This is a genomic window from Nocardioides sp. Root1257 (genome assembly GCF_001425175.1).
Taxonomy (GTDB): domain Bacteria; phylum Actinomycetota; class Actinomycetes; order Propionibacteriales; family Nocardioidaceae; genus Nocardioides.
The window spans coordinates 158,092-175,478 of record NZ_LMDV01000010.1; the positions used below are offsets into that span (position 1 = coordinate 158,092).

The 17,387-nt window shown below is 72.4% G+C and carries 17 protein-coding genes; 6 read left to right on the forward strand and 11 right to left on the reverse strand.

Features of this window, described 5'->3' with window-relative positions:
• Positions 1 to 42: 42 nt before the first annotated feature.
• Together ASC77_RS19725 and ASC77_RS19730 are read left to right on the forward strand one after the other, a co-directional pair.
• Complete coding sequence (locus ASC77_RS19725; RefSeq protein WP_056156922.1) at positions 43 to 681, forward strand: VOC family protein; 639 nt, start codon at positions 43 to 45, stop codon at positions 679 to 681.
• Positions 682 to 793: 112 nt separating this feature from the next.
• Complete coding sequence (locus tag ASC77_RS19730) at positions 794 to 1,381, forward strand: class I SAM-dependent methyltransferase (RefSeq protein ID WP_235547818.1); 588 nt, start codon at positions 794 to 796, stop codon at positions 1,379 to 1,381.
• Here ASC77_RS19730 and ASC77_RS19735 read toward each other — a convergent pair.
• Entirely contained in the window at positions 1,356 to 1,625 is a 270-nt protein-coding gene (locus ASC77_RS19735) for a hypothetical protein (protein WP_056156925.1), read from the reverse strand. The two genes, ASC77_RS19730 and ASC77_RS19735, sit on opposite strands and share 26 nt — an antisense overlap.
• Positions 1,626 to 1,684: 59 nt before the next feature.
• Complete coding sequence (locus ASC77_RS19740; protein WP_235547820.1) at positions 1,685 to 2,764, reverse strand: LacI family DNA-binding transcriptional regulator; 1,080 nt, start codon at positions 2,762 to 2,764, stop codon at positions 1,685 to 1,687.
• 102 nt (positions 2,765 to 2,866) lie between these two features.
• Between ASC77_RS19740 and radA the strand changes: the two genes are divergently transcribed.
• Together radA and disA are read left to right on the forward strand one after the other, a co-directional pair.
• The gene (gene radA / locus ASC77_RS19745; RefSeq protein WP_056156928.1) at positions 2,867 to 4,279 is read left to right on the forward strand and encodes a DNA repair protein RadA; all 1,413 of its coding nucleotides are present in this window, start codon (positions 2,867 to 2,869) and stop codon (positions 4,277 to 4,279) included.
• Positions 4,280 to 4,431: 152 nt separating this feature from the next.
• Positions 4,432 to 5,514: a DNA integrity scanning diadenylate cyclase DisA gene (disA, locus tag ASC77_RS19750; protein ID WP_200945061.1), complete on the forward strand. Its 1,083-nt coding sequence runs from the start codon at positions 4,432 to 4,434 to the stop codon at positions 5,512 to 5,514.
• Between the two features lie 105 nt (positions 5,515 to 5,619).
• On the opposite strand, the gene ASC77_RS19755 is transcribed toward disA, so the two are convergent.
• Complete coding sequence (locus tag ASC77_RS19755) at positions 5,620 to 6,441, reverse strand: hypothetical protein (protein WP_056156930.1); 822 nt, start codon at positions 6,439 to 6,441, stop codon at positions 5,620 to 5,622.
• A 63-nt stretch (positions 6,442 to 6,504) separates the two neighbouring features.
• Between ASC77_RS19755 and ASC77_RS19760 the strand changes: the two genes are divergently transcribed.
• Complete coding sequence (locus ASC77_RS19760; protein WP_056156932.1) at positions 6,505 to 7,371, forward strand: A/G-specific adenine glycosylase; 867 nt, start codon at positions 6,505 to 6,507, stop codon at positions 7,369 to 7,371.
• Between the two features lie 77 nt (positions 7,372 to 7,448).
• Here the strand turns inward: ASC77_RS19760 and ASC77_RS19765 are convergent, their stop codons facing one another.
• A complete protein-coding gene (locus tag ASC77_RS19765; protein ID WP_056157250.1) occupies positions 7,449 to 10,025 on the reverse strand; it encodes an ATP-dependent Clp protease ATP-binding subunit in 2,577 nt (858 codons plus the stop codon).
• A 281-nt stretch (positions 10,026 to 10,306) separates the two neighbouring features.
• Here ASC77_RS19765 and ASC77_RS19770 point away from each other — a divergent pair, with 281 nt between their 5' ends.
• Positions 10,307 to 11,218, forward strand: a complete 912-nt coding sequence (locus tag ASC77_RS19770; protein WP_056156934.1) for a hypothetical protein — start codon at positions 10,307 to 10,309, stop codon at positions 11,216 to 11,218.
• A gap of 69 nt (positions 11,219 to 11,287) precedes the next feature.
• Here the strand turns inward: ASC77_RS19770 and ASC77_RS19775 are convergent, their stop codons facing one another.
• The 7 genes from ASC77_RS19775 to ASC77_RS19805 form a co-directional block, all read right to left on the reverse strand.
• A complete protein-coding gene (locus tag ASC77_RS19775) occupies positions 11,288 to 11,617 on the reverse strand; it encodes a histone-like nucleoid-structuring protein Lsr2 (RefSeq protein ID WP_056156937.1) in 330 nt (109 codons plus the stop codon).
• A gap of 126 nt (positions 11,618 to 11,743) precedes the next feature.
• Positions 11,744 to 12,517, reverse strand: a complete 774-nt coding sequence (locus ASC77_RS19780; RefSeq protein WP_056156938.1) for a type III pantothenate kinase — start codon at positions 12,515 to 12,517, stop codon at positions 11,744 to 11,746.
• A 3-nt stretch (positions 12,518 to 12,520) separates the two neighbouring features.
• Entirely contained in the window at positions 12,521 to 13,393 is an 873-nt protein-coding gene (gene nadC, locus ASC77_RS19785; protein ID WP_056156940.1) for a carboxylating nicotinate-nucleotide diphosphorylase, read from the reverse strand.
• A complete protein-coding gene (locus ASC77_RS19790; protein WP_056156942.1) occupies positions 13,390 to 15,051 on the reverse strand; it encodes an L-aspartate oxidase in 1,662 nt (553 codons plus the stop codon). Before ASC77_RS19790 ends, nadC begins: the two co-directional genes overlap by 4 nt.
• 9 nt (positions 15,052 to 15,060) lie before the next feature.
• Complete coding sequence (gene panD, locus ASC77_RS19795; RefSeq protein ID WP_056156943.1) at positions 15,061 to 15,480, reverse strand: aspartate 1-decarboxylase; 420 nt, start codon at positions 15,478 to 15,480, stop codon at positions 15,061 to 15,063.
• Positions 15,480 to 16,388, reverse strand: coding sequence for a pantoate--beta-alanine ligase (gene panC / locus ASC77_RS19800; protein WP_056156945.1), 909 nt, complete (start codon positions 16,386 to 16,388; stop codon positions 15,480 to 15,482). Before panC ends, panD begins: the two co-directional genes overlap by 1 nt.
• On the reverse strand, positions 16,385 to 17,302 hold the full coding sequence (locus tag ASC77_RS19805) for a Rossmann-like and DUF2520 domain-containing protein (RefSeq protein ID WP_056156946.1): 918 nt from the start codon (positions 17,300 to 17,302) through the stop codon (positions 16,385 to 16,387). The genes panC and ASC77_RS19805 overlap by 4 nt, the downstream gene beginning before the upstream one ends.
• Positions 17,303 to 17,387: the final 85 nt, after the last annotated feature.

Genomic DNA, 17,387 nt, shown 5'->3' on the forward strand with positions numbered 1-17,387 from the left:
CCGGTGTCCACCGTCGTCGGAAGGGCGCTCAGAATCTTCTGCATGCGCCTGGACCATCTCTCTTTCGCCGCGGGACCTGATGGCCTCGCCAGCACCGCCCAGCGCCTCGGGGGACTGCTCGGCAAGGACTTCGTCGACGGCGGTGTGCACCCCCGCTTCGGCACCCGCAACATGATCCTGCCGCTCGCCGGCGGCACCTACCTCGAGATCGTCGAGGTCCTCGACCACCCCGCGTCCGACAAGGCCGCGTTCGGCCAGGCCGTCCGCGCTCGCTCCGCCCTCGGTGGCGGCTGGCTCGGCTGGGTCGTCGCCGTCAAGGACATCGCGGTCGTCGAGTCCCGCCTGGGCCGCGAGGCCGTCAAGGGCAACCGGCACCGCCCCGACGGCTCCGAGCTCCGCTGGAAGCAGATCGGCGTGAGCGGCCTGATGTCCGACCCGCAGCTGCCCTTCTTCATCGAGTGGGAGAGCCCCGCCGACATGCACCCGAGCACGGGTGCCGACCCGGACTTCTCCCTGGCCTGCCTGGAGATCGTCGGGGACCCGCTGCGGGTCAGCGAGTGGCTCGGCGAGTCCGTCGAGGCCCCGCTGGAGGACGTGAAGGTCGAGTGGGTCGCCCCCAACGGCACCCCCGGCATCCTCGCCGTCCAGTTCCAGACGCCCCGCGGGCTCGTCCGGCTCTGACGCCCTGAGCGTCTCCCCCGGGGCTCGGCCGAGCCCCAACATCTGGCACCACACCGCGACGTACGAGACCGAGAACCGCGCCGTCGACCCGGACGGTGCGATCGAGGCCGCGATGCGGTCGGTCGCGTCCTGGGACGGCCGGGCCGTGCTCGACGTCGGCTGCGGCACCGGCTTCCACCTGCCGTGGTTCGCCGCGACCGCCGCCTCGGTGGTGGGCGTGGAGCCGCACGGCGACCTGGTGTCCCTGGCCCGGCGGCGCACCCGCCGGCTCCCGAACGTCACCGTCCACGGCGGCACCGCCCAGGCGCTCCCGCTGCCGGACGCCTCGGTCGACGTCGCACACGCCCGCTGGGCCTACTTCTTCGGTCCGGGCTGCGAGCCGGGCCTCGCCGAGCTCGACCGCGTCGTACGACGGGGCGGCACGGCGTTCGTCATCGACAACGACCCGACCCGGTCGACCTTCGGCTCGTGGTTCCGCCGCGGCTTCCCCGACGTCGACCCCGTCGCCGTCGAGCGGTTCTGGTCGACACGCGGCTGGAGCCGGATCCCGGTCGACATGCGGTGGTCGTTCACCTCGCGCGCCGACCTGGAGTCGGTGGTCCGCATCGAGCTCAACCCCGGTGTGGCCGAGGCCGTGCTGGCCGAGCACGAGGGCACCGAGGTCGACTACGCCGTCAACGTCTGGTGGCGAGGCTTCTAGCGCGACCGACGAGGAGCGTCGCCCCTGCCACGACGACGAAGGCCAGGGCGGCGACACCGAAGGCGTCGAGCCACCACGAGCCGACTCCGTCGTCGCACGAGATCACGCTGCCGACGATGTTGGTGCAGATGGGCGGGTCCGAGTCCGAGGCGCCGGCGATCCTGCGCACGACGTACGTGACGAGCCAGCCGGCGACGGCGGCCCACGAGCCGAGCACGATCGGCAGCCTGACGAGCGGGGGCATCGCTTCCTCCTGGGGTCAGGGGGTACGACGGTCGATCCCGGCGCGCGGTTCCGTGCGGCCTACGACGACCCGCGTACGGCGAGGGTCGGCACCAGCATCACGCCGGTGCCGACGACGGGCGGGTGCGCGAGCAGCCCCTCGAGAGCGGTGACCACCTCCACCGCGACCTGCTCCAGCGGCTGCCGCACCGAGGTCAGCCCCGGCGGGACGACCTGGGCGACCTGTGAGTCGTCGAACCCGACGACCGCCACGTGCTCGCCGGCGCGCAGCCCACGATCGCGCAGGGTGTGCAGGACCCCCATCGCGAGGGTGTCGGAGGCGCACACGAAGGCCGAGGGCTGGGCGCTGTCGAGCAGGTGGGCGCTGGCCTCGCGGCCGGACGCGACCGTGTCCTCCACCCGGGACGCCAGGCCGGTGGTCGGCAGCCCGCGGCCGTGCAGGGCACGGGTCCAGCCCGAGCGCCGGTCCTCACCGATGCGGGAGTCCTTGCGCCAGCCGATCCAGGCGATCCGCTCGTGACCCTTGTCGAGCAGGTGCCGGGTGGCGAGCTCGGTGCCGGCCGCGCCGTCGACGTCGACCCAGGAGTGCCGGGCGCGTCCACCGTTCTGCTGGGCGTCCCACGGCCGGCCGAAGGCGACGAACGGCGCGCGCCGCTCCTCGAGCCAGGCCGCCTGCGGGTTGCCGAGGTAGGTGTCGGTGACGACGAAGGCGTCCACCGCGGTCGAGCGCAGCAGGTCGTCGTACCCCGACAGCGGGTTGGTGCTGCTCTCGGCGCCGGCGAAGAGCAGCACGTGGTAGCCCGCCTCGCGCGACGTGTCGACGAGCGAGTGCACGAAGCGGTCCATCGTCGCGTTCGCGGTGCCCTCCTGGGCGGGCCCGATCCGCATGCCGATCAGGTGCGAGGCCCGGGTGCGCAGGTTGCGCGCCGCGCGGTTGGGCGAGTAGCCCAGCGCGTCGATCGACTCCAGGACGCGGGTCAGGGTGTCGGGGCGCAGCAGGTCGGGGTTGTTGATCGCGTTGGACACCGTCTGGCGCGAGACACCGGCGCGTTCGGCGACGTCGGCGAGCGTCGGCGGGGTCACCGACAGCGGGGGTCGGGCCTCGATCCGACCGATGGCGTCCTCGGAGCTCTGGGGCACCCGCACCTCCTCGACCTGACGGGGCGACCGCTTGATCGTTCCAATGACACCACATCCCGGCGCCGTACGTCGGGTGTCGGCGCCGACACCTACCGTGTGCGCATGCCCAAGACCGCCAGGCCCGCCTACCGCTGCTCCGAGTGCGGATGGGAGACCGGCAAGTGGGTCGGGCGGTGCGGAGAGTGCCAGGCCTGGGGCTCGGTGGCCGAGGCGGCCACGGTCACGACCGGCCGCACCTCCGCCGCCCCGGTGACCACCCCGGCCGTCCCGATCGGCCAGGTCTCGGTGACCGAGTCGGCCTTCCGGACCAGCGGCGTCCCCGAGCTCGACCGGGTGCTCGGCGGCGGCCTGGTGCCGGGCGCGGCGATCCTGCTCGCCGGCGAGCCGGGCGTCGGCAAGAGCACGCTGCTGCTCGAGGTGGCCGCCCAGACCGCGCGCTACCAGCGCCGCACGCTCTACGTCACCGGCGAGGAGTCCGCCTCCCAGGTGCGGCTGCGCGCCGACCGGACGGGTGGGGTGCACGACGAGCTCTTCCTCGCTGCGGAGACCGACCTCGGCGCGGTGCTCACGCACATCGAGCAGGTGCGCCCGACCCTGCTGGTCGTCGACTCGGTGCAGACGATCGGCGCGTCCGGCATCGAGGGCGTGCCCGGCGGCGTCACCCAGGTCAAGGAGGTGGCGGCGGCCCTGATCCGGGTCGCCAAGACCCGCAACATCACCACGGTCCTGGTCGGTCACGTGACCAAGGACGGCTCCATCGCCGGGCCCCGCGTCCTCGAGCACCTCGTCGACGTCGTGCTCAACTTCGAGGGCGACCGCAACTCCCGCTTCCGGATGGTCCGGGCGATGAAGAACCGGTTCGGCCCGATCGACGAGGTCGGCTGCTTCGACCTCGGCGCGGACGGCATCAGCGCCGTCACCGACCCGACGGGCCTCTTCGTCGAGAACCACCACAGCCAGGTGCCGGGCACCTGCGTGGCGGTCACGATGGAGGGTCGTCGGCCGCTGCTCGCCGAGGTGCAGGCCCTGGTGACCCACAGCGCGGCGGAGCGCCCCCGGCGTACGACGTCCGGCCTCGACTCCTCGCGGGTCGCCATGGTGATGGCGGTGCTCCACCAGCACTGCCGGATCCGTCTGCAGACGATGGACGTCTTCGCATCGACGGTCGGCGGCGCCAAGGTGATGGAGCCGGCGAGCGACCTCGCCGTGGCGGTCGCCCTCGCCTCGGCCAGCGAGGGCGTGGCCGCGCCGCGCGGGATGGTCGCGATGGGCGAGATCGGCCTGGCCGGCGAGCTGCGCCGGGTGCGTGACCTGCCGCAGCGCCTGGCCGAGGCGGCCCGGCTGGGGTTCCAGCTCGCCGTCGTGCCCTCCGAGCCCGGCCAGGGCGGACCACGCTCCCCCGAGTCCTGGACCGTCGACGGGATGCGGGTCGTCGACGTGCCCGACGTCCGTGGCGCCCTCCGGCTCGTCAACCTCGCGGCCGAGCGCGGTCCGAGTGGCCCCCGCCCGGTGTGACGGGGCGTGGCGGGGTGTGACGCGATGTGACAGGTCCAGTCAGGACGCGACGTCGTGAGCGTTCTGTGACCTTCCGGACCGCCTGCACGCCCTAGACTGACCGCCGCGGGGGCCGACGGATGCCCCGGCTTCACCCACGGGAGGACGTCGCGGTGGCCATCGACCGCTCGGACGAGCAGCTGCGCCTGCGCGCCACACTCGCCACGATCGCGCCCGGCACGCCGCTGCGCGACGGCCTCGAGCGGATCCTGCGAGGTCGCACCGGCGCCCTGATCGTGCTCGGCCAGGACAAGGTCGTGGAGTCGATCGCCACCGGCGGCTTCATGCTCGACGTGCCGTTCACGGCCACCGGGCTGCGCGAGCTGGCGAAGATGGACGGCGCGATCATCGTCGACAAGGACGTGACCCGCATCCTGCGCGCCGCCGTGCACCTGATGCCCGACCACACGATCCCGTCCGAGGAGACCGGCACCCGGCACCGCACCGCCGACCGGGTCGCCCGCCAGACCGGCTTCCCGGTCATCTCCGTGTCGCAGTCGATGCAGATCATCGCGGCGTACGTCGGGGAGACCCGCCACGTGCTCGAGGACGTCGGCCAGATCCTCTCGCGGGCCAACCAGGCGCTCGCGACCCTGGAGCGCTACAAGCTGCGCCTCGACGAGGTGTCCAGCACCCTGTCGGCGCTGGAGATCGAGGACCTGGTCACCGTCCGCGACGTCGCCGTCGTCGCGCAGCGGCTCGAGATGGTCACCCGGATCGCCCGCGAGATCGAGGACTACGTCCTCGAGCTCGGCACCGACGGCCGCCTGCTCTCGCTCCAGCTCGAGGAGCTCATCACCGGCGTCGACATCGAGCGCGAGCTCGTGATCCGCGACTACCTGCCCGTCGGTCGCCGCTCCCGCACCCCGGAGTCGGTGCTCGCCCGCCTCGAGTCGCTCTCCTCCATCGAGCTGGTCGACCCCGCGGCGGCCGCCCGCGCCCTCGGGCTCGGCACCGGCGAGCACCTCGACGGCGCCGTGGCGCCGCGCGGCTACCGGCTGCTCGCCAAGGTGCCGCGGCTGCCCAGCACCGTCGTGGACCGCCTGGTCGACCACTTCGGCACCCTGCAGAAGCTCCTCTCCGCCGGCATCGACGACCTCCAGGCCGTCGACGGCGTCGGCGAGCTGCGGGCCCGCAGCGTGCGCGAGGGCCTCTCGCGCCTGGCCGAGTCGACGATCCTCGAGCGTTACGTCTGACGGGGACGCGTCAGCGGACCCGTCGATGGTGGTCGAGCAAGCGGCGCGGCTGAGGAACGAAGCCGCGACCCGCGTGTCGAGACCCGGTGGGCCGAGAAGCGGTCTCTAGTCGACGGGCGCCGAAGGCGACCCGCTGGGCTTGCCGCTGGGCTTGCCGCTGGGCTTCCCGCTCGGCTTGCCGCTGGGCTTGTTCGACGGCGTCGGCGACTGCTTCGGCGTCGCGGTCACGGTGATGGTCGCGGCCGTCGGCCGGGTCAGCTCGAACTGCAGGTCCGACGGTTCGCCGCCGAGTGCGGCAGCGGTGACGTGGTACCAGCCCGGCGACGCCCAGTCCGTGCGCGACGAGCAGTCCGCGTCGGAGCGCTTGGCCTGCTTCCAGGTGATCCCGACGTTGGTGGTCACGTCCGGGCGCACCACGACGTCGCGTCGCGGGATGGCCCGGTGGCAGGACCGGCTGTTCCAGATCGGGTCCTTGCCGGAGGTGATGGAGACCGCGAGCGCCTCCGGGGAGACGCGCCAGTTGCAGGCCGGCGTGCTGATGGTCCGCAGCTGGAGCACGACCAGCACGTCGCGACCGGCGACGGCGTGCTGGACCTTCGGCGTCACCGCGATGTCCGAGCCGAGGCAGGTGCCCTCCGGCTCCGCGAGCACGGGCGCCTCACTGGTCGTCGCCGCCTTGCCGGGCCGGACCTTCTTGGTCGGGCTCGGCGAGGTCGAGAGGGTGATCGTCAGGTCGTCGCTCGGCGTCGACGAGGAGGCCGAGTCCGCGGAGAGACGGGCGGCGCCGTCACCGCTCGACGAGGCGTCGCTGCCGTTGCCGAGCAGTCGCGCGATCGCGAAGACCAGGAGCAGCGCGGTGCCGAGCACCATGATCCGACGCACCCAGTAGACCCGGGCCGGCAGCGGTCCGCGGGTCGTGGCAGGCATGAACTCACGCTAGTCAGTCCCCCACGGCACGCGGTGGTGCCACACCGGCACAATGGGCGGGAGATGAGCACTCTGATCGAGCCGGTCCTGCGTTGGTACGACGACCACGCGCGCGAGCTGCCCTGGCGCGGCCCGGACGCCTCGGCCTGGTCGGTCATGGTCTCGGAGTTCATGCTCCAGCAGACGCCGGTCGCCCGGGTGCTCCCGGTCCACGAGGCCTGGCTGCAGCGCTGGCCCAGCCCCGCCGACCTGGCGGCCGAGAGCACCGGCGAGGCCGTCCGGGCGTGGGGGCGGCTCGGCTACCCACGACGCGCGTTGCGCCTGCACGCCGCGGCGACCGTCGTCGCCGAGCAGCACGGCAACGAGGTGCCGTCGTCGTACGACGACCTGCGCGCACTGCCCGGGATCGGCGACTACACCGCCGCCGCGATCGCGACCTTCGCCTACGGCCGGCGCCACGTCGTGCTCGACACCAACGTCCGCCGGGTGCTGGCGCGCACGCTCCAGGGCGTCGAGTTCCCGGCGGCGTCGGTGACCCGCGCCGAGCGCGACGCCGCCGCCGAGGTGCTGCCCGTCGACCCGGCGACCGCCGCGACCTGGTCGGTCGCCGTGATGGAGCTCGGAGCGCTGGTGTGCACCGCGAGCAACCCGCGGTGCGGCGACTGCCCGGTGGCCGACCGGTGCGCCTGGCGTGCGGCCGGGCACCCGGCGTACGACGGGCCGCCGCGCAAGGTGCAGACCTGGGCGGGCACCGACCGTCAGTGCCGCGGTCGGCTGCTCGCCGTGCTGCGCGACAGCGACGGCCCCGTGCACCGCTCGCGCCTGGACGCGGCGTGGGCGGACGAGCCGCAGCGACTGCGCTGCCTCGCCGGCCTCATCGAGGACCGCTTGGTCGTCGAGTCCGGCCCGGACACCTACGCACTGCCCTGAATGCCGAACCGGCGCTGGTCTTCACCTGTGGGGTGAAGACCAGCGCCGGGTCGACTGGAGACTGGCGCCGGGTCGGCTCAGATCTCGCGGGGCAGGTCCGTGCCGCTCTCGGAGTCGTCCGGGCCCTCCAGCGGAGGAACGTCGGACGCCGCGACCTCGGCGGTCTCGAACGGGGGCAGGTCGGGCAGTGCGCCGACCTTCTGACCGACGAACGTGAACGTCGCGGTCGGGCCCTCGCCCTCGACGCCCACCAGCACGATCTGGCCGGGGCCGACCTCGCCGAAGAGCATCTTCTCGGCGAGCACGTCCTCGATCTCGCGCTGGATCGTGCGGCGCAGCGGCCGGGCACCCAGGACCGGGTCGAAGCCCCGCTCGGCGAGCAGGTTCTTCGCGGCCTGCGTCAGCTCGATGCGCATGTCGCGGTCGCGCATCCGCAGCTCGACCGAGGCGACCATGTTGTCGACCATGTGGACGATCTGCTCCTGCGTCAGCGGCGGGAACACGATGATCTCGTCGACACGGTTGAGGAACTCGGGCTTGAAGTGCTGCTTGAGCTCCTCCGACACCTTGGCCTTCATCCGGTCGTACGAACCGGCGTCGCTGCCCTGCTGGAAGCCGAGGTTGACGCCCTTCGAGATGTCCCGGGTGCCGAGGTTGGTCGTCATGATGATGACGGTGTTCTTGAAGTCGACCACCCGGCCCTGCGAGTCGGTCAGGCGACCCTCCTCGAGGATCTGCAGCAGGCTGTTGAAGATGTCCGGGTGCGCCTTCTCGACCTCGTCGAAGAGCACGACCGAGAACGGCTTGCGCCGCACCTTCTCGGTGAGCTGGCCGCCCTCCTCGTAGCCGACGTAGCCCGGAGGCGAGCCGAAGAGCCGCGAGACCGTGTGCTTCTCGCCGAACTCCGACATGTCGAGCTGGATCAGGGAGTCCTCGTCGCCGAACAGGAACTCGGCGAGTGTCTTGGACAGCCAGGTCTTACCGACACCGGACGGACCGGCGAAGATGAACGAGCCGCCGGGGCGCTTCGGGTCCTTCATGCCGGCACGGGTACGCCGGATCGCGCGGGAGATCGCCTTGACGGCCTCGTCCTGCCCGATGACGCGCTTGTGCAGCTCGTCCTCCATGTTGAGCAGCCGGGTCGACTCCTCCTCGGAGAGCTTCACGATCGGGATGCCGGTCGCGACCGCGAGGACCTCGGCGATCAGCTCCTCGTCGACCTCCGCGACCTCGTCCATGTCGCCCGCGCGCCACTGCTTCTCGCGCTCGGACTTCTTCAGGATGAGCTGCTTCTCCTCGTCGCGCAGACGAGCGGCGGCCTCGAAGTCCTGGCCGTCGATCGCGGCCTCCTTGCGCTGGCGGACCTCGCCGATCTTGTCGTCGTACTCGCGCAGGTCGGCGGGCGCCGTCATCCGGCGGATCCGCAGCCGCGAGCCGGCCTCGTCGATCAGGTCGATCGCCTTGTCCGGCAGGAACCGGTCGGAGATGTAGCGGTCGGCCAGCGTCGCGGCCGAGACCAGCGCCTCGTCGGTGATGGTCACCCGGTGGTGCGCCTCGTAGCGGTCGCGCAGGCCCTTGAGCATCTCGATCGTATGGGCGATCGACGGCTCCGCGACCTGGATCGGCTGGAAGCGGCGCTCGAGCGCGGCGTCCTTCTCGAGGTACTTGCGGTACTCGTCGAGGGTCGTCGCACCGATCGTCTGCAGCTCGCCGCGGGCCAGCATCGGCTTCAGGATGCTCGCGGCGTCGATCGCACCCTCGGCCGCGCCGGCACCGACGAGGGTGTGGATCTCGTCGATGAACAGCACGATGTCGCCACGGGTGCGGATCTCCTTGAGCACCTTCTTGAGGCGCTCCTCGAAGTCACCGCGGTAGCGCGAGCCGGCCACCAGGGCGCCCAGGTCGAGCGTGTAGATCTGCTTGTCCTTGAGCGTCTCCGGGACGTTGCCCTTGACGATGTCCTGGGCCAGGCCCTCGACGATCGTCGTCTTGCCGACGCCGGGCTCACCGATCAGGACCGGGTTGTTCTTCGTACGGCGCGAGAGGATCTGCATGACCCGCTCGATCTCCTGCTCGCGGCCGATGACCGGGTCCAGCTTGCCCTCGCGGGCGTCCTGGGTCAGGTTGCGGCCGAACTGGTCGAGCACGAGCGAGGACGACGGGGCGTCGCTGGTCGAGCCGCCGGGCGCGGCGCCCGCACCGGACGCCTCCTTGCCCTGGAAGCCCGAGAGCAGCTGGATGACCTGCTGGCGGACCCGGTTGAGGTCGGCGCCGAGCTTCTGCAGGACCTGGGCGGCGACACCCTCGCCCTCGCGGATCAGGCCGAGCAGGATGTGCTCCGTGCCGATGTAGGAGTGGCCGAGCTGCAGCGCCTCGCGCAGGGACAGCTCGAGCACCTTCTTGGCGCGCGGCGTGAAGGGGATGTGGCCGCTCGGCGCCTGCTGACCCTGGCCGATGATCTCCTCGACCTGGGCGCGGACGGCTTCCAACGAGATGTCGAGGCTCTCGAGCGCCTTGGCAGCGACGCCCTCGCCCTCGTGGATGAGACCGAGCAGGATGTGCTCGGTGCCGATGTAGTTGTGGGAGAGCATGCGGGCCTCTTCTTGGGCCAGCACGACAACTCGCCGGGCTCGGTCTGTGAACCGCTCGAACATGCGCATCGCTCCTGAAGCTTCGTGGGGCCCTCCCCCGCCGGCGCGGAGGGGAGGTACGAGAGAACCAACCCCGCTGACAGCCTACGCGTTCCCCCGGCAGCGCCAATGCAGTCCGCTGAGAGCGAACACGTCCAGACCGGGCCGCGCCAGGCCCGACCGGGCCAGAGCGGTGTAGCCCGTCGGCTAGCCCGTTTGCGTCAGGCGTCGGAGCCGGCAGGCCGCCTACGTTGCGAGGACCGGCGGGATCGCCCAGAGCCCGTCACTGGGGCAGGGGATCCGCCATGCTGAAACGCACCTCGCACCACCTCGCGCTCGTGATCGCGTTGCTCGCTCTCTTCATCGCGATGGGCGGGCCCGCGTGGGCCGCCCAGAAGATCAACGGAGCGAGCATCAAGAAGTCGACCGTCACGACCAAGCAGATCAAGAACTCGTCGCTGATCGGCGCCGACGTCAAGGACGGCTCGCTCACCGGCGCCGACCTCAAGGACCGGTCCGTCGGCGGCACCGACCTGGCCGCCGGCTCGGTCACGACCGACACCTTCGCCGGCTCGGCGGTGGCACCCGCGGCCGTGTCGGCACAGACCGCCCAGTCCGCCGTGACGGCCCAGGCGGCCCAGCTGCTGCCCGGCGTCGTGCCGGGCGACTTCAGTGCGGCGGGCGGCACCGGCAGCACGGCGGGCGCCTTCAGCCTCGCGGTCGGCCGTCGGGCCCAGGCGACCAACACGGGCTCGTTCGTGTGGGCCGACAGCACGAACGCGAACTTCACCTCGACGGCCGACAACCAGTTCGCGGTCCGGGCGGCGAACGGCATGGTGATCGCCAACGACGCCGGGAACGGCAAGACCGTGCCGATCGGCACCCGCTACCGCGACAACGCGGTCGTCGCGTGGGGCCGGGTCACGGCGAGCGGCACCTTGGACACGAACTTCAATGTCGCCTCGGTCACCAAGCTCGGGACGGGGCAGTACCACGTCACGCTCAACACCTCGCTGCTGAGCGGGTTCAGCCTGGTGCCGGCAGTGACCCCCGAGGTGGACGAGGCCGGCGGCAACGTTCCGCCGACGGGCGCCGCCAACGTGCGACTGGCCGTCACGAACCAGTTCGCGTCCGGTCAGGTGTTCGACGTCTACATCTACAACGGCAGCTTCGCGTCGGTCGACAACGACTTCCAGTTCCTCGTCACCGGCCGCTGAACGCCGAGTCGGCGCTGTCCCACCCCGGTTCAGGGAGGGACAGCGCCGACTCGGCCGGTCAGTGAGCAGTCAGTTGGCGGCGTCGTACGCCGAGCGGACCTCCGCGGAGACCCGGCCCCGGTCGGGGACCTCGAAGCCGTTGCTGCGCGCCCAGTCGCGGATCTCCTTGGCGCTGGGGCCGCCGGCGGCGGCTGCGGCCTTGCGGGCGCCGCGGCGCGGAGAGGCACCGACCTTGCGGCCGTGCCCGATGTACGCCGCGAGGGCGTCGCGCAGCTTGCCGGCGTTCTTGTCGTTCAGGTCGATCTCGTACGACGTGCCGTCGAGACCGAACGACACGGTCTGGGTGGCCTCGCTGCCATCGAGGTCGTCCTCGAGAACAATGTGGATCTTCTGCGCCATGAAATGCCCTCCGATTTGTCCCCCGTACGAATATCTTGACGATATTGGCATTCGCGATCAAGGAATGTCTATTCGGCGCGCATAACCGCCGCCAATAGGAATGGAATTACGCGGATAAAGTCGGCGTCAGGCGTTGCGCGAATACACGATCTCGAGGCCGCGCAACGTCAGCCACGGGTCGTGGTCGGTGAAGCACCGGCACTCGTCGAGCACCAGCGGCGCCAGGTAGCCGGTCGCGACGACCGTGACGTCGTCGGCAGCGACCCCGAGCTCGACGATCATCCGGTCGACGATGCCCTCCACCTGGCTGGCCACGCCGAAGACCATCCCGGACTGGAGCGCCTCGACGGTGTTCTTCGCGATCACCGATCGCGGCCGGGCCAGCTCGACCTTGCGCAGCTGGGCGCCGCGCCGGCCGAGCGCCTCGAGCGAGATCTCGATGCCGGGCGTGATCGCCCCGCCGACGTACTGCCCCTGGCCGCTGACGACGTCGAAGGTCGTCGCGGTGCCCCCGAAGTCGACGACGATCGCCGGGCCGCCGTACTCGTGCACGGCCGCGAGGGCGTTGATGATCCGGTCGGTGCCGACCTCGCGCGGGTTGTCCATCAGGATCGGGACGCCGGTCCGCACGCCTGGCTCCACCACGACGCGGGTGACGTCGGGGAAGTGCCGCACGAGCATGTCGCGCCACTCGTGCAGCACGGCCGGCACCGTCGCGCAGACCGCGATGCCGTCGACCTCGTCGAGCGCCGGGCCGAGCAGACCGCGCAGCAGCACCGCCCACTCGTCGGAGGTACGGCGCTCGTCCGTGGCCACCCGCCAGTCGGCGCTCACCTGCCCCTCGCCGACCAGCCCCAGCACCGTGTGGCTGTTGCCGATGTCGGCGGCGAGCAGGACCACCGCTCAGCCCTCGGAGAGATCGAGGCCGAGGTCGAAGACCTTGACGGAGTGGGTGAGGGCGCCGACGGAGATGAAGTCGACCCCGGTCTCGGCGACCTCGCGCGCCCGCTCGATCGTCAGCCCGCCGGAGGCCTCCAGCGTCGCCCGGCCGGCCGTGAGGCGCACCGCCTCGGCCATCGTCGGCGAGTCCATGTTGTCGAGCAGGATCTCGGTGCAGCCGACCGCGAGGAGCTCGCGGAGCTGGTCGAGGTCGGTGACCTCGACCTCGACGCGGAGGTCGGGGTGGGCCGCACGCACCGCCTCGTACGCCGGCACGACGCCACCGGCGGCGACCACGTGGTTGTCCTTGACCATCGCCCGGTCGCTGAGGCTGAACCGGTGGTTGACGCCCCCGCCGCAGCGGACGGCGTACTTCTGGAGGGCGCGGTAGGTCGGCAGCGTCTTGCGGGTGTCGAGCACCCGGGCGCGGGTGCCCTCCAGGGCGTCGACCCAGTGCGACGTGGCCGTGGCGACCCCGGAGAGGTGGCTCGCGTAGTTGAGCGCGGTGCGCTCAGCGGTGAGCAGGCCACGGGTCGGGCCGGCCACCCGCATCACGACGTCGCCGGTAGCGACGCGGGTCCCGTCGGGCACCCGGTCGGAGACCGTCACGGTGTCGCCCATGACCTCGTGGAACACCAGCGCCGCGACACCCAGACCGGCGACCACGCCGGGCTCCCGGGCGGCGAAGACACCGGTCCCGAGGGCGTCCGCGGAGATCGTCGCCTCGGAGGTGACGTCGCCGGCCGGCAGGTCCTCGGCGAGCGCCGCGCGCACCTGGGCCAGCACCGCGGCCGGGTCGAGCCCGGCGGCGGCGAGCTCGTCGTCGTACGGCGTCACAGGTCGCCGTCCGAGGCGGCCTCGGGGACGAACGCGAGCGTGCTCGCGCCGTCGGTCATCACCACGTCGAAGTGCCCCGCGAACCCGGCGTCGTCGCGCTCGGGGAAGTCCTCGCGCCAGTGCGAGCCGCGGGTCTCCTCGCGGAGGGTCGCGGCGTCGGCGAGCGCCAGGCTGATCGTCACCAGGTTGGTGGTCTCCCAGGACTCCTGGTCGATCGCGTCGGCACCGGCGGTCGCGAGCTTGTCGAGCAGCCCGCCCGCGTCGGCGAGCCCCTCGGCGCTGCGCAGCACGCCGACGTGGGAGGTCATCACCTCCTGCAGCTCGCGGCGTACGACGCCGGGCACCAGGCCGGGGGTGCGTGGGTCGGCGACCGGCGGCAGCAGCGGGCGCAGCTCGGCCGGCAGCACGGTGGCGATCCGCCGGGAGAAGACGAGCCCCTCGAGCAGCGAGTTGGAGGCCAGCCGGTTGGCGCCGTGGACGCCGGAGCAGGCGACCTCGCCGGTGGCGTAGAGGCCGGGCACGTTGCTGCGACCCCACAGGTCGGTGCGCACGCCGCCGGAGGCGTAGTGGCACGCGGGCGCCACCGGGATCAGGTCGGTCACCGGGTCGACGCCGTGGCTGCGACAGGTGGCGAGGATGGTCGGGAAGCGGCGCTCCCAGAACTCCGCCCCGAGGTGGCGCGCGTCCAGCCACATGTGCGGGTGGTCGGTGTCGAGCATCCGCCGCATGATCGCCTTGGCGACCACGTCGCGGGGCGCGAGGTCGGCCAGCTCGTGGACGCCCTGCATGAAGCGCTCGCCGTCCCAGTCGACGAGGAACGCGCCCTCGCCGCGCACGGCCTCGGAGATCAGCGGCTGCTGGCCGCGGGACTCGGGACCGAGGTACATCACGGTCGGGTGGAACTGCACGAACTCGAGGTCGCGCAGCACCGCACCGGCGCGCAGCGCGACGGCCATCCCGTCCCCGGTCGACACCGCGGGGTTGGTGGTCTGCGCGAACACCTGCCCGAGGCCGCCGCTGGCGAGCACGACCGCACGGCAGAGCACCGCGCCGACGCCGTCTCGCTGGCCCTCGCCCATCACGTGGAGGGTGAGTCCCGCGACCCCGCCGTCCTCGGCGAGCAGCAGGTCGACGGCCAGTGCGTGCTCGATGACCTCGATCTCCGGCGCCTGCTCGATGGCCGCGATCAGCGCGCGCTGGATCTCGGCACCGGTGGCGTCGCCGCCCGCGTGCGCGATCCGGTCGCGGTGGTGGCCGCCCTCGCGGGTCAGCGACAGCTCGCCGTCGGGGTCGTGGTCGAAGTTGGTGCCGAGGGCGATCAGCTCGCGTACGGCGTCGGGCCCCTCGGTGACCAGCACCTCGACCGCGGCCCGGTCGCACGCGCCGGCACCCGCGACCAAGGTGTCGACCTCGTGCTCGTGGGGGGTGTCCCCGGGGCCGAGGGCCGCGGCGATGCCGCCCTGTGCCCACTGGGTGGAGCCGGCCGCCAGCACGTCCTTGGTGACGACCAGGACCTTGCCCACCTCGTGGCGCAGTCGCAGCGCGGCCGTCAGGCCCGCGATGCCGGACCCCACGACGACGACGTCGGCCGTGGTGGTCCACCCGGGTTCGGGGGCGAGCAGGCGCCCGGGGACGCGGCGTACGGGAGCGGAGGGCATCTGCGCAATCTAACGGTGGGCGACCTGGTCGCCGCGCAACAGGCCCGAGCCCTCGGGCGCCTCGGCCGGGTCGAAGCCGGTCGCCAGGATCCGGTTGTCGGCGTCCACGAAGACGACGTGCGGCTGGAACTCCTGCGCCTCGGCCGTCTCCATCTGGCCGTAGGCGATCAGGATGACGAGGTCACCGGGGTGCACCAGCCGGGCCGCGGCGCCGTTGATGCCGATCACACCGGAGCCGCGCTCACCCGCGATCGTGTAGGTCTCGAGCCGGGCGCCGTTGGTGATGTCGACGATGTGCACCAGCTCGCCGGACAGCAGGTCCGCCGCGTCGAGCATGTCCTCGTCGACGGTCACGGAGCCCACGTAGTGCAGGTCCGCCTGGGTGACGGTGGCCCGGTGGATCTTGCTCTTCATCATCGTGCGCAGCATCAGGACTCTCCTTCTCGCGACGCCACCGGGGTCCCGAGGACGAGCGGCATGTTGTCGATCAGACGGGTGGTGCCGACGCGGGCGGCGATCAGGATGCGCGCCTCGGTGCCCGGGGGTACGACGGCGGGCAGGGCGCCGAGGGCAGGGTCCGTGATCACCAGGTAGTCGAGGTCGACGCCGTCGGAGGCGCGGAGCTCGGCCCGCGCCGCGTCGAGGGCGACGTCGGCCCCGTAGTGAGCCACCTCCTGGGCGGCCCGCAGGGTGCGGCTCAGCGCCGTGGCCTGCCCGCGCTGCTCGTCGTCGAGGTAGCGGTTGCGGCTGGAGAGCGCGAGGCCGTCGTGCTCGCGCACGGTCTCGGCGCCGACGACCTCGACCGGCATGTTGAGGTCGAGCACCATCCGGCGGATCAGCGCGAGCTGCTGGTAGTCCTTCTGCCCGAACACCGCGACGTCGGGCCGGACCAGTCCGAAGAGCTTCGCGACGACCGTGAGCACACCGCGGAAGTGGCCCGGCCGGGTCTTGCCCTCGAGCACCTTGCCGAGCGGTCCCGGCTTCAGCTGCACCTGCGGCTCACCGCCGGGGTAGACCTCGTCGACGCTCGGGGCGAACACGATGTCGACGCCCTCGCGCTCGCAGACCTTGAGGTCGTCGTCGAAGGTGCGCGGGTAGCGGTCGAGGTCCTCCCCCGCACCGAACTGGAGCGGGTTCACGAAGATCGAGACGACGAGCGGACCGCCCTGCCCCGCGCCGGCGACGCGCTCGCGCGCCGTCTCCATCAGGCTGGCGTGGCCGTCGTGGAGGGCACCCATGGTCGGCACCAGCCCGACCGGTCGGCCGGCGGTCCGGGAGGCGGCGAGCAGCGCCGCGAGCTGGTCACGGGTCGTGGCGACGACGGGGGTCGCGCTCATCGACGGTGGACGTGCGACGGCGCCTCGCGCTCGGCCGCGTCGAGCACCCGCAGGATCGCGGCGGCCCGGATCGGCAGCACCCGCCCGTCGGTCACGGCCCGGTCGAGCGTGTTGCGCGCCAGCACGACGTACGACGCCAGGGTCTGCGGCGCGTTGGCCGTGATGTCGGCGAGGTGCGCCTTGACGGTGTTGACGTCGCCGCGCACGATCGGCCCGGTCAGCGCGGCATCGCCCTGCTCGAGCGCGTTGTCGAGGGCCGCGGTGAGCAGCGGCCGGAGGGTGCCGGCCGGGTCGTCGGCGCCGGCCGCGGCCAGCATCTCCATCGCCTGGGTCACCAGGGTGACCAGGTGGTTGGCGCCGTGGGCGAGGCCCGCGTGGTAGAGCGTGCGCATCTCCTCGGGCACCCACATCGGGCGGCCACCGAGGTCGTGGACGAGGGACTCGGCGACGGGACGCTCGGCCGGTCCGGCGGTGAGCCCGAAGACGCAGCCAGCGAGCCGGTCGAGGTCGAGCGCGGTGCCCGTGAAGGTCATCGCCGGGTGCATCGCGACCACGCGCGCGCCGAGCGCCGCGGCCGGAGCCAGCACGTCGAGGCCGTGCCGGCCGGAGGTGTGCACGACGTACTGCCCGGGCCGGATCGCGCCGGCGTCGCTGAGGGTGGTGACGACGTTGCCGAGCATGTCGTCGGGGACGGTCAGCAGCAGCAGGTCGCAGGCGCGGGCGACCGCTGTCGGCTTGAGCGTCGGCACGCCGGGCAGCAGGTCCGCGATGCGGCCGCGCGACGCGTCGGACTCGCCGGCGGCGGCCACGATCTCGTGGCCGGCGGCGCGCAGGGCAGCAGCCAGGACGGCGCCGACGCGACCCGCGCCGACGACCCCCACCCGCAGCCCGGTCTCCCGGGAGTGGAGCGTCATTGTCGAACCTTTCGTTCCAGTCCCTCCGACCACTCGCTCCCGAGGGGGCGAGCCGGGTGGGGTACCGGACTAGCGATGCTGACTC